Below are 22539 nucleotides of genomic sequence, written 5' to 3'. Positions count from 1 at the left end.
GGGGGCGGAAGGCCCTAAAGGGCCTTACCCTCGGCCTGGCGGCCGAGGCGCCGCTGACGCGGCGTCAGCCGGGGGGTGCCGGCTACGCCGTCACCGTGCGTGGTGTGGCCCGGCTGCGCCGGGCTGGGCGGTGAGTGGTTGGGGGAATTCGCCGGTGGCGAATTCGTGGGCGCGGCACGCGCCGTTGGGGCGGGCGTCGGGCGTCGCTGCGCTCTGCCATTCCCGGTGGCATTGTCCCGGGCCTACGGCCCGTCATTCGTTCGGCTTTCCGGCTTTCTTGTGCTGGCCTTTTCACGGCCCTACGGGCCGGTTTGCTGGCAGGGTTTCCCGGGCTGCGCCCGGGGGCGAGCGTTGACGATGTGACGCGAAATTCGGGTAGCGGCCCCTTCCCCCGATCGGGCGGGGGGTGCCGGCCCGGGCCTGCGGCGCCGGGCGTTGACGATGTGTCGTGGACTTCGGGTACTAGCCACAACCCCACCCCAGGCCCGCTCCCCCGGTCCCGGACGATGGCCGGTTCCGCCTTGCGGTTGCTGGGCTGTCAGCCCATCCGCCGCCCCCGGAGCGGGGCCTGCGGCCCTCGGGGGCCACCTACGGGCCACCGGTCCGGCTCGGTCGTGCTCGGTCGTGCTCGGCTCCGTGGCGGGCCCTCACGAGCGGCCCGGACGGCGGTCCCTGACGGGCCCTCAACCGGGAATCCCCGGCGGGCATACGAAGCGTTTCCGGCAGTGCTTCCCGGCGCGTCGTACGGCTCTATCCTACCGGCCCGCGAACGGGCGCGGGACGCGAACACATAACCTCGCGACAACCGTTCATCCCGGTTCTATCCGGACGCCCTCCCGGCGGCAATACGAATTCTTTTCCACCCTCTTTCAGGCCGCAATCCGAAAGCCCCTCACGGCGCAGCGAGAAGAAATCCAATTCAGGCACGCCGGAAAGGGGCCTACGGCCCTCGCCACCGACACCGCAACTGCCAATCAAGACCGCCAGAAAAAACAGCGCGCACCCGCCAACCGGGCAATTCCCGGAGCAGCACCACCAAACCGAACACCGGGGGCCCCGGACCGCTACCCGGGCGCAGCGGGGCGACGGCCTGGACGGCGGCCAGGACGGGCCGGAGACAGCCGGGCAGCCCGGGGCCGGGACGGCCAGGACGGCGACCCAGACCAGCCACCAGGGGCCTCCAGGGGCACCGCCTGGACGGGGCCGAGCCGGACGCAGCGGGACCGGCCTGACGGCCGACCAGGACAGCGACCAGGGCGCAGCATCGGGGCGGGGCGGCACAGCGCCGGGCAGGACGGGCGCGGGCAGAGCAGCGGGAACCCGCCGAGGCCGGCGGACCGAGCAGCGGGCGCGGCACCAGGCGGCGCGGGAAGGCGTCGAGGCCGGCCAACCGGCGCGGCTGGTGCAACACGGCACCGCAACACGCCCGCCCCGGGCCCCTCCCAGCCACATAACGCCTGGTCAGACCCGCAACACGGCCCCGTGTTGCACCCCAGCGCAACACCGCGTTGCACCCCCGCGTTGCACCCGCCACCCACCACCCGGCCACCCGCCACCGACCGCTGACGTGTGACAGCGAAGGCGGACGGCATGCCGCTGAAGTTGGACTGTCGGCCAGTCGTGCCATCGAAGATGGATCACTCCGCAGTTTGGGACAACGAAGTTGGACCGATGTGGCGCGAGCGGGCGATGCCCTCTCTGTTAGTGCTGACCACTCTGATCCAGTCGAGACGGCCAGGGCGTGACGCTGCGGTCGTACAGTTGGGCCGCTCGTGATCATGCGACTGTGGAGGAACGGCGACCGTGCACCCTGATGTGGAGCGCCTCATGGCGCTGATGCCGCCCGGCCCGGAGGCCGGGGAGCAACTCGACTGGCTGGAGGTTGAGCAGGAGCTCGGGTGCCAGTTGCCGGCTGATTTCCGCGACCTTGTCGCCGTCTACGGCGTGGGCACCGTTGACCAGTGTCTGATGGTGCTCCCCCCTGTGCGCGGAGAGCACGAGTCGGGGATCCCGTCCGTGGGTCAAATGACCCCGACCCCCGAGAAGACCGCATGGCTCTTGCACACGAAGTCCGACTATCCGCTGTGGCCGGAGCCCGGGGCGCTGGTGTGCGGGCTCCGCTTGGTGGACGGCAACGGTGACCTGTGGGGCGCCGTCTACTGGCGCACGACGGGCGCCATTCCGGAACAGTGGCCGGTTGTTCTGTGGGAGCGGTATCACCCCTTCGTGGAGTTCGACCTGAGCATGACCGGCCTCCTGGTGAAGTGGCTCACCGAGGCCTCGAACATCGACTTCGATGAGCGCCTAGTCTTCGGAGCTCCCCATTCACGGTTCATTCACTGGCGGGCCGAGCACACGATGCGCGAGCAGGGCATCGACCCCTGGGAGTACCTGGAACCGATCTACATCGAAGCGAACGAGGCTTGGGAGGAGGAGCAGAACCTGAGGCCTCGTCCCGCGTCATGACTGTTGCCCGACGAGAGCCCCACCGGTCCAACTTCGCCGTCGCAAACTGGCGTCGGTCCACCTTCACTGGCAAGTGATCCATCTTCGCTGGCACAGGACAACCGCCGAGCACCACCACCAGGACCAGGCCGTCGAGAAGGCCGGCCTTCCCGACCGCCACCACCGAGCAGCAGCCGCGGCCCCGCCCCCGGCACCCCTGTCGCACCCACCTGTCGCGCCCAGACCACACACAGGGGAACAGGGGCATCCGCCCACGTCACACCACACGACAGCACCCCATCGCGACAAGCAACGCGACAGCACACGCGACAACCCCCACACCACCCCTGGACGGCCACCCAGCCACCCAGCGAACGGCACAGCCGCGGGCACGGCCCGGACAGCCCCAGAACGGCGGGACGGCGCGGCCCAGACGGCCACCCCGGACGGAGCGGGGCCTGGACGGCGGGCCCGGGACGGCGGCGGCCGAGCAGGGCGCAGCAGGCCCCGAACGACACCGGGCCCAACCCACACCAAACCGAACACCAACCCCCAGCCGCCGCAATTCCGACCCCGAATTCACACCACACCAGGCAGCCAATCCGCCAAAACAACTGGGCGGGATACCGGGCGGAATTCACCCCCGAAAACAGCCCACAACACCGAGCCCACCCGCGAGCAGCCCCACCGGACCCCCTACCCCACCCACCCATCACACACAGTGACCGAAGCCCGGACGGCACCAACCCCGCCGGAGCCTCCAACAGGTCCAACCAAAGGTCCAGACAATCCGCCATCCGAGGTTATTTCACGCCCCCAGCACCAGGAGGTCACACCCGGCGGCCCCTCGCCGGGAGGAGCTTGGCGTGCAGCACGCGGTCCTCCCACCCCGGATCGTCTGGAGTGGAGACCAGCGCCGCCACCTGCTCGCGCTTGGTCGGGACGGGCAGCACCAGCAGGCCCAAGTCCTTGACGGCGCGGACCTGTTCGCACTGCTGGCACTCCAGCCGATCCGGGCCGGCCTTCTCCCGCAGCTCCAGTTTCGAGCCCTCCTTCCCCCGCCGATCGAGCCCTGGCACGTCCAGCACGGGCGCAGCGCGGCGTTGGCCGTACGGGGGATCTGGGCGCGTGCTGTTGGTCGACAGGGCGGGAAAAGCAGAAGGCAAGGCGCGGGAAGGAGGGAACTGCCTTCGGGTCCTGCTGTTCTCCGCGAGGCTGGGGCCATGGTTCCCGGGATCTTGCGTGTGTCTCCGTTCACCAGGGAGACGACCTACTCGCTCGTTGGCCGGGTCGCCGCCCGCTACGGCCTGGACGAAGCCGCTCTGCTGACGCACTGGCAGTGGCGCGGCCACCGGCCGCGGCACGAGGGCGGGGCGCTGCGGGCGGATGCCGAGGTGGTGCTGGATGCGGCCGGGCGGCGGGTGCTGGCCGGGTTGTGCGGGGTCGGCGAGGAGGTGCTGGGGCGGGCGTTGCCGGCATGGGGGCTGGAGGACGAGAAGCTGGCCACACGGACGGCCGGGGGCGGCCCTGGGGCGGTGTGGCGGGTGGGCGGTGCGGTGGTGGGACCGGTGGCGTTCGGGTGCCGGTCGTGCGCGGGCCGGCGGGCCGGGGCGCCGGTGCGGGTGGTGCGGTACGCGCAGCGGTGGGAGCGGGTGTGTGCGCGGCACGGGCGGTGGCTGCTGGACGCCGATGCGGACCAGGCGCTGGAGTTCCTGGACCTGCGGGGCCTGCCGGAGGTCGTCGAGGCGCAGCGGCGGTGGGCGGGGGTGGTTCGGCGGGCGGTGCGGGCGGGGGTGGGGCCAGGGGAGGTGTTCTCGGTGGCGTGGGCGGTGGTGTGTCGGTGGTGGGATCTGGCGTTGGAGTGGCCGGATGAGCGGGTGTGGCCCGCGCGGCTGCACGCCCTGGCGGGCGGGGACGCGGGCGGCAATTTCTGGCGGTGGCGGGCGCTGGTGCGGGACGCGGCCGTCTTCCCGGAGGTGGTGGAGGTCGCAGCCGCGCTGCTGGACCCGATGATGGCCGAGTTGGCGTGGCGGGACAGCGGGGCCGGGCGGCCTCGGGCACTGCCGGCGGACGGGACGTTCTGCCGGCGGCTGGGCGAGCGGGTGGGACGCCCATGGCTGGGGCCGCTGGCCGCGGTCGACTACGGCGGGCCGCTGATCGCCTGGATGGGAGCGGTGATCCGCCGACGCCGCGGCGTGGCCGTGCCGCCCGGGTACAGGGACGAGTTGTGGTGGGTGCGCCGGGAGCTTCAGCCGGCGAGCATGGCGGCGCAGTTGCGGGCGCTGACGAAGGAGGCGCGGTTGCCGGGGTCGGGGACGGTGTGGCGCTCGGCGGTCGAGCCGGAGCGGCGCATGCTGATCAGCGGCTTGTTGGAGAGCGCCGAGGAGCAGCTGCTGCAGTTGCGTGGGGCGCAGCGGGGCAGCAGCACGGAGGCAGCGGAGCGGTTGTTGACGGGGATCGGGTACGCGGTGGAGCGGTTGGAGGAGGCGCTGCTGGAGGTCTCGAAGGCGGCGGTGGAGGCCGGTGTGCGGGGCGAGGACGTGGCCGCGTGGGCGGGGCTGTCTTCGGGCGCGCTCGCTGAGGTGCTCAGGGCCGGTGGCAGGGTGGTGGATGGGCTCTGATGGGCCGTCGGGCGGGAGCGCTCCGGGTACGGGGCAGTGCTGTGTGTGCGGTGCCGGGCATGGGTTCGGTGGTGGGGCGTGGGCCCGGGTAAGAACGCGGGAGGCCGGCGGGGTGCTCTACCGCACCAGGTCACGGAGTGGAGCGGTAACGGGGAAAGCCGTCCGCGTGGGCGTATGCGCGGGGTTGGCTGAGAATCGTGAACGGCATGGACAACGCGGGCGCTGCTGGTGGTTCGGGCCGGACGGCCAGATCGGCAGGCGTGGCGGATGTGGATCGGCGGGCGGGGTTCGAAGCGGTGTTCCTCGACCCGTTCGGGCAGGCGGTGCAGCAGCGGTGGGCGGACGCCGCGCTGACCGTGGCCTTCGAGGATCTGGACCCGGTATCGGCGTTCCCGGTGCCGCCCGGGCGGCGCTGGGGGCCGGGGCTGTGGTGGTCGGCGACCACTGGCGGCCATGTGGTGGCCGGGTCGAACGCGATGCGCGCCCAGCTGACCGTCCTGGACCGTGACCCGCGGGTGACGGGACTGGCCGGGCGGCCCATGCGGCTACTGTGGCGCGACCGCCGGGGCCAGGTGCGTTCGTGGGTGCCGCAGCTGTTCGCCCGCTACGCGGACGGCACCGCGCTACTGGCCGACTGCCCTAGCCACGCGCAGGCGGGTGGCGAGCGGGCACTGCGAGCGGGTGCTGCGGTGGCGGCGGCGTGTGAGGAGATCGGCTGGCGCTACGAGCGGCTGGCGCCGTTGGAGCCGCTGCTGGCTGCGAACCTGAAGTGGCTGGCCGGCTACCGGCACCCGCGCAACCAGGGCCGCCCCGGCCTGATGACCGCCGTCTTGGCGGCGTTCGCGCGGTCCAGGCCGATGATCGAGGGCGTGGAGGCGGTCGGTGACCCGGTCGAGGTCCTGCCCGCCGTCTTCCATGCCCTGTGGCGCGGTGATCTAACTACGTCTCTGGAGACCGGGCTGCACGAGCGGGCCCCGGTCGGGCCTGCCGATACTCCCGGCAGGAACAGCAGCTCCGGGACAGGCTCGGGCCGGGCATCCGGCCGGGGAACGGGGCGCAGCGGCGCAGGAGGTGGCGGCCGGGGTGGCGGTGCAGGCGGCGGGCCGTCAGTGCGGAGCGCCGGCGGCGGCGCGGGTTCGCATGGGGCTGAGGAGGCGGGGCGGTGAGCAGGGTGGCGCGGCACGGCGGGCGGCCAGTGGTGGGGGTCGGCGGGCACGTCGACTTCCGGGGCGTGCGGTGGCAGGTGGTGGCGCTGTCCGGCCAACGGGTCCATCTGGCCGCCGAGGGCGAGCAGGACCTGGTGGTGCTGTCCGGGTACCTGTTCGCCGATCCCACCTTCGCTCTGGCTGGCCCCCGGCAGGACAGCGCGGTGGGCGCAGCACCGCAGTGGGGCCTGTTCGAGACCGCGCCCGCCGCGGCCCGGGAGCGCGCACTGGCGTGGCTGCGGCACATCCGCGAGGTGGAGACCGGGCATCCCGACGGCGCCGAGGCCGGCCACGTCCTCAAGGAGTGCTACGACCCCGAGCGGTACACCCTCGCCGAGCGGGAGCGGGCCAAGGCCGAGGAGCTCACCGCGATCGGCTTCGGGAAGATCTCCCGCTCCACGGTGCAGAAGATGCGCCTGGACTACCGCAAGCAGGGCCTGTGGGGGCTGGTCGCCCACCGCACCACCAAGCCGTCGGTGCCGGCGGGGCGCACGGACGAGCGGGTGGTGGCTGCGGTGAAGGACGCGATCCGGCGCCGCCGGGGCCGCTCGAAGGGCACGGTCAAGGCCCTGTTCCCGGTGGCGGCCCGGATCCTGGCGGAGCGTCACGGCGGTGAGGTGGCGATGTGCTCGCAGGCCACGTTCTACCGGCTGGTGGCGACGTTGTCCGATCCGCGCGAGGACATGCATGGTCGCGGCGACGGCGTCCCCGGGCCCCGGGAAGGGCGGGCGTTCACCCCGACCGTGGCACTGCGCCCGGGCGAGCAGGTGCAGATCGACACCACCCGTCTGGACGTCCTCGCGGTCTTCGACGACGGCACCCTGGGCCGGCCGGAGCTGACGATCGCCGTCGACGTCGCCACCCGGGCCATCCTCGCCGCCGTCCTGCGCCCGGCCAGCACCAAGGCCGTCGATGCCGCGCTGCTGCTGGCGGAGATGGCCGTCCCCCACCCGGCCCGCCCCAGCTGGCCGGACGTGCTGCGCTTCGACCACTCTCCCGCACTACACCGGCAGGCGCTCATCACCGTCGACGAGCGCCTCGCTTCGGCGGCGGCGCGTCCCGTCGCGGTGCCGGAGACGATCGTGGTGGACCGCGGGAAGGTCTACCTGTCCGCCACGTTCACCGCCGCGTGCCGCACCCTGGGCATCAGCGTGCAGCCCGCACCCCCGCACGCCCCGACCGCCAAGGGCATCGTCGAGCGGACCTTCGGCTCCCTCAACACCCTGCTGTGGCAACACGTGCCCGGCTACACCGGGCCGAACGTCACCCAGCGCGGGCGCGACGTCGAGAAACACGCCCGCTACGGCGTCCCCCAGCTGCAGGACCTGCTGGACGAGTGGCTCGTCCACTGGCACCACCGCCCCCACCAGGGCCTGCGCCACCCCGCCATGCCCAAAGTGAAGCTGACGCCGATGCAGATGTGGGACGCGCTGGTCGCCGTCGCCGGCCACGTCCCCCTCCCCTTCACCGGCCGCGACTACCTCGAGCTGCTGCCGGTGCGGTGGCTGGTCATCCACGACCACGGCATCCTCCTCGAACAACGCACCTACGACGCCGACCTCCTCGGCCCCTGGCGCGGCCAGCCCTCCCCCGTCACCGGCCGGGGCGGCCGGTGGGAGGTCCACCACAACCCCCACGACCTGCGCCAGATCTGGATCCGCCTCCCCGGCCACGATCACCTGGTGGAGATCCCCTGGATCCACCGCGACCACGTCCACCAGCCCTTCGACGACCGCACCTGGCACCACCTGCGCACCACCCTCACCCACCGCTCGGAAAGCACGGAGCACCGCGAAGCCGACCTCGCCCACGCCCTCGACGACCTCCAACGCCGCGCCCACACCGGAGGCGCCACCCGCACGGAGAAAGCCGTCCTGTCCCGCGCGATGCCCGCCCGCATCCCCCACCCCACACCAGCCACCCGCCAACCGGCCGCCAGCAGCGGCGCCGGCCAGACAGCTATCCGACCGCCCTCGAGCACGACCACGACCGTCAATGCCGGCACCGGTGGGAAGGCCGACGCGCAGCCCGCACCGCGTACCGGCGACCGCCTGCCCCGACCCGGCGCCACCGACGAGCCCGCCGCGGCCGGCGCGCGGCGGGCCGACCCGCCGCGGTCATGGGCCCAGCCGCCCGCCGACAGTCACCCGGGCACCCCCGTCCACGGCGAAGACAGCCCGGACAACGACGGCCTCGCCGACGACGCGGACGGCCTCTTGGACCCCGACGACACCGAAGACAGCTTCGACCCCGACGACGGCCGGAACGACGGCGCCGACACCGCTGGAGCTGACGACAACGGCGGCGTCGGCACCGGCGGCGAGAACCCCTGGAGCGATAACCGCCAAGAGAACCCGGCCGGCCAGGAGCAGGACGGGGATGACCCCGAGGACGACGGCTGGAACGAGGGCGCCGTACCGGAACGCCTCTTGCCCGCGCCGCCCTACACCGGGCTGGGGCTGTGGGACGCGCACAAGGAGGCCGAACAGTGGTGAACCGCCGGCCGCGCACCAACACCGAGCCCGACGCCATGGCGACCGCCCCAGAGGGCCGACCACCGACGGGAGACGCGGCACGCCCCGCGGACACAGCACCCGTACGCCGACGCCCAGGCGCAGCCGGCGCACCGGACGCGGGCGAGGCAGCCCGTCCGGCGGGAACGGAGGAGGCGCCGTCCCCGTACGAGGTGGACACCTGGCGGGGCTTCGCTCAGTTCGCCACCGTCCCCTCCCCCGCCTCGCCGGGCCCCGGGGGTCCCGGGCGCACCGTGGAGGAACGGCTCGCGTACTACTCGCAGTTCGTGACGGTGCGCACCCCCGCCATCGACTCCCTCGCCACCAGCGTGCGCCGCCTGATGCTGCTCGGCAGGTATCAGCGCACCACCGCCCGACCGAGCCTGATCCTCACCGGGCCCGCGGCGACGGGCAAGACCACCGCCCTGCTGGAAGTGGGCCGGGCCTGCCACCTCGCCCACCACCGCCAACACCCCGCCCCGCCAGGGGACGCGCACCCGGTGGTGCCGGTCGCCTACGTCCTCGTCCCCGGCGGGGCGAGCGCGAAGACCCTCACCGCGCAGTTCGCCCGCTACCTCGGCATCCCCACCACCACCCGCATGACCCAGGCCCAGCTCATGCAGGCCGTCACCCACACCTACAACGCGGCCGGGGTCCGGCTGGTGCTGATCGACGAGATCCACCGCCTCAACCCCCGCACCACCACCGGCGCCGAAGCCGCCGACCTGCTGAAGGACCTGACCGAGCAGGTCGGCGCCACGTTCGTCTACGCCGGTATCGACGTCACCACCACACCCCTGTTCACCGGCGTGCGCGGCGCCCAGCTCGCCGCTCGTGCTTCCCTGATCGAGACCGGCTCCCTGCCCGCACGCCTCGGTACCCGCCGTCCCTTCACCGACCTGGTGACCGACCTCGAGAACGCCCTCGACCTCGCACGGCACCGCCCCGGCACCCTGCCCCGCCACGCGGCCTATCTCCACCAACGCACCGCCGGACGGATCGGCAGTCTCACCCGCCTGATCCGCGAAGCCGCCCAGACCGCGATCCTGGACGGCACCGAACGCATCACCAAGACCGCCCTCGACAGTGTGCGGCTGGACCACCAAGCCGAAACCCACCACACACCACGACAGGCCCGCATCCGGTAGGCACCCCTCCGGGGAACCGCCACCGTGGACAGCAACTCCGCACCGTGGCGGCACTGACCACCCGTCAATTGCCCACCGCCACCCCGTCGCGCGCCTGCCCGCATCGCTGATCGGGTGAGAACACCCTCACCGAGAACACCACACGCCCCACTTCCCGCCCCCGGCGCCATCTCCTTTGGTCATCCGCTACCTGCGGGTATCGGCCCATGGGCGAGAACACCGCATGCTCACCGAGAAGACCGCCACACCACCGCCGGCCACTCCCGGCCCCCCGCCGAACCCGCCGAACCCGCCGCACAACAGACCCGGAAACCTCCCAACCACACCAGCCAGCACCACCCTGACCAGCGAAAACACCAAAACAGCCATTAGATCGAGGCAATACCCACGACACCCGGACTCGGAATCACCCGAGCTGCCACAACCCGAGCCCACACGCCACAACCAGGCCACTCATCACCCCAAAACCCTCTCGCATTCAACCCACAGAACCCCAGCTCACAGCCCTCTTCACGTCGTAACAACGCCCCCCGAAATCCTCATCAACGCTGCCGGCACCGACCCCTCCCTGCTGAACGAGCTGGCAGCACTGCGCACCGCAGCAGGCGACGCCACGGGCGCAGCAGAGCTGTACCTGAACGCCGCCAACGCCGGCAAACTTCTCACCACCACCCCGTGGCGCTACGGACTGGAACCGGACGGCACCCCCTCGCCACCCTGGACACCCTGATCAAGAGGTACGGGGCAGGCAGCAGCGGGCCCAAGTCCTTTGCCGTACAGACCTGTTCGTGCCCTAGCGCTCAAAGCACCCCGGACTCGACTGTCCGGGCCAGGATGTACTCTGCCTCAGCCGCCGTCAGACGTAGGCAGGAAGAGCTTCTCTGCCCGAAACAGCGGACCGTGCAGGCGTAGGCAGCGGCCAAGACGGATGCGGCGGGGTCCTCGGCCCGAGCCCGGGCCGCAGCCCGTCTCCGCCGAGTAAGTTTGCTCTGCCTCTGCCTCGGGCCCCGCCCTCTGCCCGCCGCCGCTGACCGGCCAGCTGGGGAGCGGGTCGGCGGAGCGGAGTCGGCCTACGCCGCCGTCGTGCCCCGGCGCGACCCGATCTCCCGGCCCGCCGCACGCGCCTGCGGACGGCCGCCCATCACAGCCCGTCAGGGCGGCCGCGCGCAGCTGGGCGAGGAGAGGCAGGACGTCGTCGGCGGTGCCGTCCGCGGTGATGGTGAGGATGGCGCTGATCGGTGCGTGGCACATGCCGTCGATCGTGCGCAGGTCGGTGGGGCCGGCGGCCCACAGGGCGAGGGTCTGGGTCCAGATCCTCCCCAACGGCCTCCCCAACGGTCGGCACGCGGCCGGCGGCCGCGGCCAGGTGGGCCTGCAGCACGCCCTCCGCCAGCGCCTGCACCGCGCGGAACGCGTCGCGGTCGAGCGCGCGAGCAGCTGCTTGCGCTGCTCGGCGCCGAGCCCCGGCGGAGCGGGGCTGGCCCGCACCACGAACCACGCCCCCGTCCGCAGCAGCCCCAGCAGCCCGGCCCGCCCGTCCAATGGAACCCGCGCGACATCGGCGCCGGCCAGGTCCTCGGCGTCCGCGCAGCCGGCGAGGACCGCCGCGAGCACCAGCACCACCTGCCCGTGCTCTGTCAAACACCGGCTCCGGGGCGATCCCTTCGTGTCACTGCGGCGCCGTGGTGATCCCGCCCCGACCCCTCACCGGCCACCATGACCGGCGGCCCTTCCTCACCTTCGCAAGGAGGGGCCAGGACCTCGGCCACCGTCTCACAGGCGATCACGAACCGCTCACACACGGCCTCCAACAGCTCGGCCTGAAGCGGCCTCCACCCGCTGCCAAGCGGCGCGCTCAGGCTCCTCCAGCAGCCCCATCACCGATGGCACCCGGCACCTTCACAGAACGGACGACAACTCGTCCTTGCCGCCGAAATACTTGCCCTATGCCTGACCAGCGCATATGCACACGTCACTCCTGGAAAGACAACGGCTTCTGACACGTCGAATCACACTCCACGATCCGGACCACGCCGTTCAACAACCGGGTCACCAGGTGAGCGCGGCAAGTCCTCGATGATCAACGGACCGGGATAGAAGACTCCACTGCCAGGACCAATCATTTCCTCGCCCGAGAGGTAGCGATACAGCCACTCGGAAAAGCTCATCTCATACTCATGGAAGTGCTCGCCGTCATCGGAGAACCCCACGACATGCCAGGGCGTCGGCCCTCCATCCTTGAACAGGAAGACCGTCTCACCTCGATCTGTTCCCGCCACTGGAATAAGTCCTTCCGGACCCCCGAAGCGTGGAATCTCCCCCCGAAATCGCACCGCGATTCGCTGCCAGTCAACGCGCTCGAAGGACTTGACGCCTCGATCGACCCTCTGCGCGAGATTAAAGAGCTCAGTACTCGGATGCCAGAGAGTCAGATGGACGTTGAGCTGGATCGGAGCGCATGTCGCCACGATCTCCTTGAAGTCGCCAGGGAGCTCCGTGCCCAGCTCAGCCTCAAGGCCGCTCCAGTCCGCATGGTTCAGCCGAGCAGCTGGCGTCTCACCCACCACCGCAGTCACCAGGCCCACATAGTCAAGCATGCATCGATCCTTACGGCATGTTAGGGCAGCCACCATTGGTAGTTCCTCCAGATGGCGCCTGATAGACAATACAATGCACTGTCCGCTTGTCCTCAATAACTACATAATTATACTCCTTTGATGCATAGATCCCAGAATTCGGACTGGCCCAGTGTGGAACTATCTCGCCAACGATATGCTTGTTGGCCTTCATGGCATCCCTAATATCAGCTTCAACGCCAGTACTCAGGAACGGGGAGTTTGTCGCATAGTACTCCGCCACCAGATTCCGCAGATCCGTGCCCGCACCGCTTGCGACTTTTGGCAGCATGTGACCTCTCGCCGCATCTTCGCCTTGGGACCGGATCTCAGCGAAACCCGGCGGAGTGATACTCGAAGTCTCCGTTCCCTTCTTCGGATTTTTCGACGGATTGTAGTCGCTCCCGTCAAGAGCAAACCAGGTACCTGTGGCACGACACTCGTTTCGCTTTGAGAAGTCGTCGTAGTACTTCTCTCGAGGAAGGTACATGGCATGCCCCGTATCGGAGAATCCCGGCCCGTCGTCACAGTCAGTGTCCTTGCGCCTCCAACGGTTCTTACCGCCCCGATCCGACGGATCGGGCCATGGGATCGGCAAAGGCTCTGTGGTTGGCGTCGGCCCAGGATTCGCCGTCGGCGCCGGGGCGGGATTACCGCTGCCTCCGTTGATGGCGTTGTAGACGTCCTCGCCAAGGTCGATCAGGGCGCCGGTGCCGGCGACGATGCCGGAGCCGACGAGAGAAGCAGTGCCGACGACGACCGGGGCGCCTTCGACGGCCACGGTTGCAACGAAAGCGGTACCGACGGTGACAATGGTGTCGGTAGCAAAGTCGATCAGGTCGCTGAATGCATGCGGACGGTCGTTGTCGTTGAGCGGGCGGGTGTCCGTGGGCGGCTTGGGCCTGGGCAGAGTAGGGCCAGGCGTCCGCGGGCCGGGGCGCTTGTGCTTCGGGCCCGGGTGGCTGCGGCCTCCGCCACCGCCGTCTCCGCCATGGCCGGGGAGCGGGCCAAGGTGTTCGATCGGGCGCAACGGGGGTGGGGCGAACGTCATCGTCGTGCTGTAACCCTGCAAGGTCCAAGGGTTTGCATCATCATTGCCACCAGCCCAATCCCCGCCCGCGAAGTCCTCCGGATGTTCCGGCTGTCCCGTCAACTTCCTGAGGTCAATGGGGTCATCGGGAATGCAGACGAGCGGGATGCGCCAGGGGACCCAGTGTCGAATGGTCTCGCAGGGGCTGTGCCCCGACGGGTCCGTCGAGTCGAGCGGGTCGCCGTTGCCGTAGGTGAACCGGTTGCCCTGGACGGACGGGTTGGTGCCCAGCTGCCAGGAGTCGCGGGAGGCGAAGGTGCCACTGCCGGGGCGGTACCAGCGGGCGGCCATGTTGACGTCGCCCGAGGCGGGGTCGGTCCAGCCGCCCTGGTATCCGAGGGAGTTGGTGGTTCCCGCGCTGGCCATGGGCTTGCCGAAGGGGTCGTAGGCCGTCGATCCGGCGACGTTCTTGCCGCTGGGGTCGATGGTGGCGACCACGTCGGTGTGCTGGTCACTGATCACCAGGCGCGGGTTGGGCGCTGCACCCGTGCTCGCCGTCCCGAGGAGGCCGCCGCTGGGGGTGCGGGTGTAGCTGGCGGTGCCATCGGTGACGACGTTGTTGGAGCCGCCGTCGTAGGTGAGGGTGGTGTTCCCGGTCTGGGCTACGCGGTCAAGCGAGTCGTAGGTGTAGGTGGACGGTCCTTCCTTGACCATCCGGTCGAAGCCGTCGAACTGGATGTCCTTGGGCTGGGAGTCCTTGGCGGTGCTGCCCGTCAACGTGCCGCGGGCCGAGTAGCTGTAGGCCGTGGCGCCGTCGTTCAGCAGCTCGTTGCGCTCGTCGAAGGTGGAGGTGGCACCACCCGCCGAGGTCCGGTTGCCGGCCGCGTCCCAGGTGTAGGCAGTCGCGCTCGGACCGCTGCTCCAGGAGGTGAGGCGCCCGGCCAGGTCGTAACCGTACTGGTTAGTGGCGGCTCCGGCGGTGCCGGTCGTCGTCTTGGTGGCCAGTCGGTTGTTGAGGTCGTAGCCGTAGCCGATCGAGGCGACGGTCGTCCCGCTCGGGTTCTTGATGGCGTCATCGCGCAGTCGCCCGAGGTTGTCGTAGCCGTAGGTGCGGGTGCCGCCGCCGGTGCCGTAGCGCTCGGTGGTGAGGCGCCCGGCCGTGTCGTAGTCGAAGCCGACCACGGCGCCGGTCAGCGGGTCGGTTGCGCTGGTGAGCTGTCCGGCCGTGTTGTAGCCGAACGAGGTGGTGCCGGCCGCGTCGGTGCGGGCGGTCATCCGGCTGTCGGCGTTGTAGGTGTAGCTGCCGGTGCCGCCGGGGCTGGCGGAGGTGAGGAGCTGGCCGCGGTCGTTGTAGGTGTAGGTGTCGGGCGTGGTGCCGGGGGTGCCGGCGGATATCAGGCGGCCGGCTGGGTCGTAGCCGAGGGTGCGGTTCGGGGTCGTCACCTCGGCGCCGGTGGCGGTCTCCTGGGTCAGGTTGCCCGTGCCGTCGTAGCTGCGGTGGCGGACCACTCCGCCCGGTTCGGTCAGGGTGATGGCCCGCCCGGCGGCGTCGTAGCTGGTGGTGAACAGGCCCTCGGTGGCCGTGGGGTGCGCCGTGGTCGGCGGCTCCACGGTCGACTCGGGGAGACCGAGGGAGTTGTACGTGTAATAGGTAGGGATGTTCTTGCCGTTGGTCCATCGGGTCTTGCGCCCACCGGCGTCGTAGCCGACCGACGTGGTGATCGTCTGCCCGGCGGAGACGGGTTCGACCTGCTGGACCGGAAGGCCGGCCGGGTTGTAGGTGAACTGCCGCGCGTGTGCGGCGACGTCTGCGCTGCTCGCCACCTTGTCAGTGGCGGTGAGGGTATTCCCCGCTGGGTCGTACGTGGCGTACTGGGTCGCCACGGTGGCACCCGAGGTGTCCACGTCGGACGTATTCAGCACCCGCCCGAGCCGGTCATAGCCGGTGGCGGTCGCGGTGCCGTCCGCCTTGATGACCCGGCTGGTGCGGCCGAGTGCGTCGTAGGCGGAGCGGACGGTGACGCCGGTCGGGTCGGTGGCGCTGAGCAGCTGGCCGGCGGCGTTGTAGGTGGCCTTGCTCACGGCGCCGCCGGGCGTCGTGGAGGTTAGCTGGTTGCCCGCGTCGTCGTAGGTGAAGGTTGAGGTGTAGGCGGCTGCGGCCGGGTAGCGCTCCAGCTGGGTGCTGGTGATGCGCCGTCCGAGGTCGTCGTAGGTGGACTGGCTGACAGCGCCCGTCGGGCCGGTGGTGGCGAGCAGTTCGCCGTCGAGGTCGTAGGACTTGGTGACGGTCGGGGCGGTGGCGCCTCCGCTCGGTGGCAGGGTCACCTGGACCACGTTGCCGAATTGGTCGTAGTTCGTGGTGCTGGTCAGCTTGAGGCCGGTCGGGTCGACGACGCTGGTTACGGGGCGCCCGAGCGCGTCGTACTGGACCGTGGAGGCCGGTGTGATCGTGCTGCCGGACTGCGGGTCGGTGTACGCGGCGCCGGCCACGGCGACGCGGTTGCCGTCCAGGTCGTAGGTGTTGGTGACGGTGTTGCCCAGCGCGTCGACGCTGGAGGTGACCTGCCCGAAGGTGTCGTAGCCGGTCCGGTTGATCGGCCGGATCTGCTGCAGCTGGCTGCCGCGGGTGGCCGGGTCGTAGGCCTCGGCGTTGAACAGCGGGCCGGTGGTGACGGTCGGCCGTCCGGCCTCGTCGTAGCCGGTGCTGCTGGTGTAGGCGACCGGGTCGGCGCCGACCGCGTTGCCGTTGGGGCTGATGGTGCTGGTGCGCAGGCCCCGGCTGTTGTAGCTGTACGCCACCACCGAGTCGGCGGGCTGGTTGCGCGCGGTCTGCTTGAGCACGTTGCCGGTGACGTCGTAGGCGTAGTCCGTCTGGGCGGAGGTCGCGGCGTCTGCACCACCGCTGCTGACCACGCTGGTCGGCCGGCCGGCCACGTCGTAGGTATACGCGGTGGTGCGATTGAGGCCACCGGGGTCGACGCTCGTACTGGTGACCCGGCCGGCCGCGTCGTACGCCGTGACGGTGGTCGTCTTGCCGCCGCCGGTGACCTGCTGGGTGAGGTGGCCCGCGTCGTCGTAGGTGTTCTGCTGGAGCACCACGTTGCGCAGCGTGCCGTCGGCGTTGTGGTAGCCGTCCAGGTCGATCTCGGCGACGGTGTTGTCGTCGTTGTAGTAGGTGTGGGTGGTACGCCCCATCGCGTCGGTGTCGGTGGCGGGGCGGCCGGCGGGGTCGTAGCCACGCGAGTCAACGACCTGCCAGCGCGGCGCGGTCGGGGTGGCGCTGTTGCCGGTGTAGTTGGTCACGGCGGTCTGCTGCAGCTGGCCCATCGGCGAGTGGCTGTAGCTGTAGGTGGTGCCGGCCGCGTCGGTGCGGGTGGCGACGTTGCCGTAGCGGTCGTAGGTGTAGGAGGTGAGGTGGCCGGCGGGGTCCTTGACCTGCTTCACCCGGCTGGTGTCGGGCTCGTACGTCCAGGTAGTGGTGCGGGCCGGGTCGCCGCCGGTGGTGTCGGCGAAGGTCTGGCCGATCTGGTTGCCGTCGACGTCGTAGGTGCTGGTGGTCTGCCGAGTGTGCTTGGTGCCGGTGACGGCGTCGGTGGTGTACGGATCTGTACGGGTGACCTGGTTTCCCTGGCCGTCCCAGGTGTAATCGGTCTCCAGCGTCCGAGGTGCGGTGGGAGAGCCCCCCGGGCAGTCGTCACAGCTGAAGGACTGGCTGGTGGCGCGGCCGAGGTTGTCGTAGCCGTAGGTGACCGCAGGGCGCAGCGGTGAGGCGATGGAGGCCAGGTCGCCGTTGCTGCGGTAGGCGTAGGTGGTCTGCTGGTCGGTGGGGATCTTGCCCGGGTCGGGGTAGGCGGCTGCGTCGAGCAGGCCGGTCTGCGCTCGCACCAATCCGACCGGTGCCGTTCCGCCGTCTTGGGCGGGGGTGGTCGCGTCGGTGCGCAGGGTGTAGCTGACGCGGCCCTTGGGGAAGTCAGGCGTGGCCGGGCCGGTGGTGGAGGTCAGCTGGCCGTTGGCGTCGTAGGTGTAGCGGGTGGTGTAGGTGGTGTCGGCGGGGCCGGAGGACCGGGCGTCGCTGGAGGTGAGGATCTTGTCGTTGGCCGGGTTGAACGGGTTGCCGGTGTCCAGGGAGTACGTGGCGTAGCTGGTCTGGCAGCTTCCGGCGCCGCGGCAGGTGGTTCGGGAGACGGTGTTGCCGCGGGCGTCGTGTCCGGTGGTGATGGTGTGTCCGTTGGGGTCGCTGACGGCGTAGAGGTAGCCGGCGGTGTCGTAGGTGTAGCGGGTGGTGTTGCCGTAGCCGTCGCTGCGGGAGAGCAGGCGGGAGGAGCGGGTGTCGTACTGGTAGATCAGGTTGTAGCCGGTCGGGTCCGTGACGGTGGCGGTGGTGACGGGTGCGGCGGTGCCGCCGTCGCCCATGGCCTTGTAGTGGGCGGCGACCGTGGTGGCGTCGAGCCGGCTGGTGTAGTAAGAGGCTTCTGCGATGTTGCCGTTGAAGTGGTCTGCGCCGCCTGCGGTCCAGTTCCAGCCGGTGGTGGTGCCGGCGCCGAGGTAGACGTACGGGGTGCCGTTGAAGGTGATCTTGCGTCCGCTGGTGTCGGAGGCGCTGGGCTGTCCGTCGATGTAGATGGTCTGGCCGCTGTCGTCGGCGGCGAGGACGACCTGGTGCCAGTTGCCGTCGTTGACGGTGCGGTCGGACGTCATGACGGCGCCTGAGCCCATCCAGAACTCGCCGTGGATGCGGCCGTCGGAGCCGACGTACAGGGCTGGGTTCCAGGTGTTTCCGGGCGGGGATCCGACGGGGAAGTCCTGGTAGCTGTACAGGGGGCCGCCGCTGGTGGTTTTGAACCAGAGTTCCATGCTGGCCGGGCCGTGGATGGGTGCGGCGTCGGAGGGGAGCTGGATCTGTGAGGTGGTGCCGTTGAAGACGGCGGAGCGCTGGTTGGGGTCGCTGGAGGGGCCGTTGCCGTTGAGGAGGACGTCGGTCAGGTTGCCGGTGTTGACGTCGGGGCGCGCGTCGCCGAGCTGGCTCGCGGCGTACCAGGAGCCGGACGGGTCGTTGAGGCGCCAGTAGCCGGTGGCGCTGTCCTGGACGATCTTGGCGCGGTAGGCGTTCGCGGCGTCGATGCCGCCGACCACGGCGGCGGAGGTCGCGCGGTTGTAGTGGCCGGAGACGGTGTCCTTGGTGAGCCGGTAGCGGTAGAGCGAGAAGTCGGCGATGGTGCCGTTGAAGTAGCCGACCTGGTCGGACGGCGGGTTGGGCCAGCCGCCTCCGGTCCAGCCGGCGCCGAGGTAGGCGTAGGCCGATCCGTTGTAGGTGATGGGCAGAGCCGTGGTGCTGGTCGCTGTGGGGGCGCCGTCCAGGTAGAGGGTCTGGCCGTTGCCGTCGCCGGCCAGGGCAACGTGGTGCCACGCACCGTCGGTGACGGTGGTGGAGGAGACCAGGGCGTTGGCTGCGGAGCCGGTCCACAGGGCGCCGTAGAGCTTCTTGTCCGAGCCGATGTAGAGCGCGGGGTTCCAGTGGTCGGTGGAGCCGTTCGGTTTCCCGTCGATCGGAAAGGATTGGTAGCTGTACAGCGTGCCGGGGGCTGTGGTCTTGAACCAGAGTTCGAGGGTGGCCGCGCCCCAGTGCGTGGGTGCGGTGTTCGGCGGCAGTTGGACGTAGGCGTTGGTGCCGTTGAAGCCGGTGGCCGTGGAGGTGCCGGAGGCCCAGGGGCCGTTCTGGCAGCAGGTGGTGTTGTGGTAGCTGCCGCGGTTCTGGGCAAGTGCGGCCGAGGAGATCAGCTCGGTGGCCTGGTTGCCGGTCGTGTCGCCGAGGCGCCAGTAGCCGGTGGGCTTGCTGTCGACCACGGCGTCGTCGTACTGGGTGGCGTCGGCGGCGGTGGCGAGCTGGTAGAGCGAGGAGATGGTCGCGGCGCTCAGACCGTGCGGGTAGGCGGCCACGTCGGCGAGCTGGCCCTTGAAGTGGCCGGCCCGGTCCGTCGGCGGCTGCGGCCAGCCGCCGGTGACGTTGCCCGCGCCGAGGAAGACGTGGCTGGTGCCGTTGGGGGTGATCGTGCCGTTGAGCGGTCCGGCGACGGGTGCGCCGTCGAGGTAGAGGGTCTGGCTGGTCTGGGTGTCGGCGGAGATCGCCGCGAAGTGCCACTTGTTGTCGGTGACGGTGGCACCGCTGGCCAGGGTCTGCGCGGCATCGCCCATCCACAGCTGGGCTCGCAGCTTGCCGTTGCTGTCGACGTACAGGGCCGGGTTCCAGTGGTCGGTGGAACCATTGGGGGTGCCGTTGACCGGGAACGACTGGTAGGAGAGCAGCACGCCGGCGCGGTCCGTACGGAACCACAGAGCGAGCGCCCCCGGACCGTTCTGCGGGGCGTAGGCGGCGGGCAGTTCCGCCCAGGACGTGCTTCCGTCGAAGGACGCGGAGCCGGCCGAGCCGTTCATCGGGCCGGCCGCTCCGTGGTCGACGTTGGCGTAGTTGCCGTTGTTGGGCATCGGCCGCGGTGTGTAGACCTGGTTGGCGGCCTGCACGCCGGCGCCGTCGGACAGTCGCCAGTAGTCGGTCGGCCGGGAGCCCATGACGCTGCCCCGGTATTCCTGGGAGGACCCGGTCACCGTGGGGGCGTTGAGCTTCCAGGTGCCGAGGTTCTCGTCGGTGATCCGGTCGGCGCGGTCCTTGGCGGTGTCGTAGGTGATGGTGAGCCGGGACTTGCCGGAGGGGAGCTTCAGCCCGGACAGCTCGGTCGAGGGCTGGCTGCCGGCCTGCCACAGGGCCTGGACGGCCGGGGCACCGAGAGTCCGGTTGTAGAAGGCGACATCGCTGATGCTGCCGGTGAAGTAGCTGGCCCGGCCCGTGAAGTCGGTGAACGGGCTGTCCTGCCACCAGCCGCTGGTGAAACCACCGCCGATGGCACCGGCCTGCTGCCCCGGTGCAAGGACGGGACCCGCGAGCGGCGTTCCCTGGGCCTGACCGTCGAGGTAGAGGGTCTGGGTGTTTCCGGCGGCGGACAGCATCGCGAAGTGCCACTGGCCGTCATTGACCGCCTTGTCCGACTGCATGGGGTTGGAGGAGCCGGCCCAGAACTTGCCGTGGAGCTTGCCGGACTGCCCGACGTACAGCGCGGGGGTGTAGCCGCCACCGGTGGTGCCGTTGCCGGGGAAGGTCTCCGCCTGGTAGCTGAACAACACGCCCGAGCCGGTGGTCTTGAACCAGAGTCCCACCGACGCGTAGGAGGAGGTCGACAGCTCGGTCTGCGGCAGCGTGACGTAGCCGCTGCTGCCGTCGAAGGTCGCCGCGGTCGCGGCCGCCGCCGGGCCGGGGGTGCCCAGGGTTACGCCCGTGGCGGAGTACGTCGCGTTGTCGTTGCCCTGATTCTCGGCGACCTCGCTGGTCGCGGTGGTGCCGGAGGACTCGCCGAGGCGCCAGTAGGAGACGGGCGCGGAGTCGAGGACAGCCGAGCGCATGTGGGAGCCGGGGGTGTAGGAGTAGCTGCTGCAGGACCGTGCGGTGTTCCCGCCCGTCGCCGGGGCGCAGACCTGGTCCAGCTGGTCGGGGTTGCTGGTGTTGTAGGTGTAGCTCCAGGTCTGGGAGGTGTTTCCGTCCGTGCCCGTGGCCGGGTCGGTGTAGACCTTAGCGACGTGCCGGTTGCCGGCCGTCCACTCGAAGTGCAGCATCCTGCCGGAGGTGGTGTCCTTCACCGTGGTCAGGGCGCCGTTGGTGTAGCTGAGTTCCTGGGTGCGGCCGAGCGCGTCACGTACCAGGGACAGGGCGTAGCCGGTGCCGGAGGCGGCGTGGAACTCGTAGCGGGTGCCGTCCTTGGCCATCAGGTCGAAGCCGGCGTCGACCTTGGTGAGGGACTGGAACTCGCCGGACGGCGGCGTGTACAGGGCGCCGTTGTTCGGGTCGGCGCCGAAGCGGGCGGCTCGGCCGCTGGCGGTGGTGAGGACGACGGAGCCGGTTCCGTCGTTGTCGGGCTGCACCCGCATGTCGAAGTTGGAGGTCCAGCCGCTGCCGAACAGGGTCGAGGTGCGCGGGTCCAGGGAGTTGTAGGAGCGGCTGACCGTCAGCGCCGGTCCGACGCTCTTGACGTCGGCGTCGGTCGCCGCAGTCGTGTAGTTGCCGACCTTGGCGTCGAAGGGCCGGCCTGCGCCGTCGCCGACGGCACCGCCGAGGTGGGAGGTGATCACCGGCTGCTGGACCTGGGTGGTGAAAGCGATGGTGCCGGACAGTGGGCTCTCGCCGATGCCGTCGCCGACCTTGGCGTTCCAGAGGTAGCTGGTGTTCCAGGCGAGTTTGTTTGTCGGCACCGCCCACGAGGTGCTGGGCTGCCAGCCCGACTCCGCGATGAGCTGCGGGTCTCCCGACGCCGGGTTGGTGTAGACGCGGAAGTCGTAGGACAGGCCGGTGCCGGGGTAGTTGTCCGGGTCGTGGCCGGTGGCGTAGAGCTGTGGGGTGAGGTTGCCGACTACGGTGTTGTTGGGTGGCGCGAGCGCGTCGAGTTGGGGCGCGGTGTCGGCTGCGGTGACTGGGGTGCAGGTGCCGAAGGGTATCGAGTAGGAGTCGTGGAGGGATGTGGTCCCGCCGACGTATCCGTCCCAGCACAGGTAGTAGGAGCGTCCGAGCGGCAGCGGCGGGATCACGCCGTTGACGGTCACGGAGTCATAGGTCTTGACCAGGCCGGAGACGCCGGTGAGCGGGGCGTTGAACCACTGCTCGTTCCAGTTCGTGTCGAACAGGCGGGCTTTGACCTGCATGCTGTTGGAGTTCCACCAGTTGGCCGCCATGTTCGTCAGGGTGACCTGCTTGAGGTTCCCCCGACGTGCGGAAGGTTGCCGGAGATGGCCTGATGGGCCATGAGAAGGGAGCCTCTGCCATGGCCGCACCGATGAAGTACCCGCCCGAGTTGCGACGGCGTGCGGTGGAGATGTACCGCACTGCCGACCCGAAGCCCGTGATCCGCAAGATGGCCCGCGA

Annotated in this window: 10 protein-coding genes; 6 read left to right on the top strand and 4 right to left on the bottom strand. The window is 70.4% G+C overall.

The features are described 5' to 3' along the window. Positions 1–1827 precede the first annotated feature (1827 nt). Positions 1828–2466, top strand: a complete 639-nt coding sequence (locus tag ACZ3YL_RS41645) for an SMI1/KNR4 family protein (RefSeq protein WP_465662981.1) — start codon at positions 1828–1830, stop codon at positions 2464–2466. Between the two features lie 809 nt (positions 2467–3275). On the opposite strand, the gene ACZ3YL_RS41640 is transcribed toward ACZ3YL_RS41645, so the two are convergent. Continuing rightward, on the bottom strand, positions 3276–3524 hold the full coding sequence (locus tag ACZ3YL_RS41640) for a hypothetical protein (protein ID WP_465662979.1): 249 nt from the start codon (positions 3522–3524) through the stop codon (positions 3276–3278). A gap of 165 nt (positions 3525–3689) precedes the next feature. On the opposite strand from ACZ3YL_RS41640, the gene ACZ3YL_RS41635 reads away from it, so the two are divergent. From ACZ3YL_RS41635 to ACZ3YL_RS41615, 5 genes are all read left to right on the top strand, one after another. Further along, positions 3690–5066 carry a DNA-binding protein gene (locus ACZ3YL_RS41635; RefSeq protein ID WP_465662983.1) on the top strand — a complete coding sequence of 459 codons (1377 nt, stop codon included), beginning with the start codon at positions 3690–3692 and terminating at the stop codon, positions 5064–5066. Positions 5067–5326: 260 nt separating this feature from the next. After that, a complete protein-coding gene (locus ACZ3YL_RS41630) occupies positions 5327–6232 on the top strand; it encodes a TnsA-like heteromeric transposase endonuclease subunit (protein ID WP_465662977.1) in 906 nt (301 codons plus the stop codon). After that, a complete protein-coding gene (locus ACZ3YL_RS41625; RefSeq protein ID WP_465662975.1) occupies positions 6229–8766 on the top strand; it encodes a transposase family protein in 2538 nt (845 codons plus the stop codon). Before ACZ3YL_RS41630 ends, ACZ3YL_RS41625 begins: the two co-directional genes overlap by 4 nt. A 191-nt stretch (positions 8767–8957) precedes the next feature. Further along, complete coding sequence (locus ACZ3YL_RS41620) at positions 8958–9932, top strand: TniB family NTP-binding protein (protein ID WP_465662973.1); 975 nt, start codon at positions 8958–8960, stop codon at positions 9930–9932. 223 nt (positions 9933–10155) lie between these two features. Next, complete coding sequence (locus ACZ3YL_RS41615; protein WP_465662971.1) at positions 10156–10662, top strand: hypothetical protein; 507 nt, start codon at positions 10156–10158, stop codon at positions 10660–10662. A gap of 116 nt (positions 10663–10778) precedes the next feature. On the opposite strand, the gene ACZ3YL_RS41610 is transcribed toward ACZ3YL_RS41615, so the two are convergent. The 3 genes from ACZ3YL_RS41610 to ACZ3YL_RS41600 form a co-directional block, all read right to left on the bottom strand. Continuing rightward, positions 10779–11555 (bottom strand): hypothetical protein, encoded by a 777-nt coding sequence (locus ACZ3YL_RS41610; RefSeq protein WP_465662969.1) that lies wholly within the window; start codon positions 11553–11555, stop codon positions 10779–10781. A 386-nt stretch (positions 11556–11941) separates the two neighbouring features. Continuing rightward, a complete protein-coding gene (locus ACZ3YL_RS41605) occupies positions 11942–12529 on the bottom strand; it encodes an SMI1/KNR4 family protein (protein WP_465662967.1) in 588 nt (195 codons plus the stop codon). A gap of 10 nt (positions 12530–12539) precedes the next feature. Continuing rightward, positions 12540–22349, bottom strand: coding sequence for a LamG-like jellyroll fold domain-containing protein (locus ACZ3YL_RS41600; protein ID WP_465662965.1), 9810 nt, complete (start codon positions 22347–22349; stop codon positions 12540–12542). Positions 22350–22539 lie beyond the last annotated feature (190 nt).

Source organism: Kitasatospora sp. NPDC023176, assembly GCF_055560495.1.
This window is presented reverse-complemented; position numbering and strand designations above follow the sequence as displayed.

Bases quoted from the DNA above. Each gene is read 5' to 3' on its own strand.
- ACZ3YL_RS41645 (WP_465662981.1), top strand. From the start codon at position 1,828: ATGGCGCTGATGCCGCCCGGCCCGGAGGCCGGGGAGCAACTCGACTGG.
- ACZ3YL_RS41615 (WP_465662971.1), top strand. From the start codon at position 10,156: ATGCTCACCGAGAAGACCGCCACACCACCGCCGGCCACTCCCGGCCCC.
- ACZ3YL_RS41605 (WP_465662967.1), bottom strand. From the start codon at position 12,529: ATGCTTGACTATGTGGGCCTGGTGACTGCGGTGGTGGGTGAGACGCCA.
- ACZ3YL_RS41600 (WP_465662965.1), bottom strand. From the start codon at position 22,349: ATGGCGGCCAACTGGTGGAACTCCAACAGCATGCAGGTCAAAGCCCGC.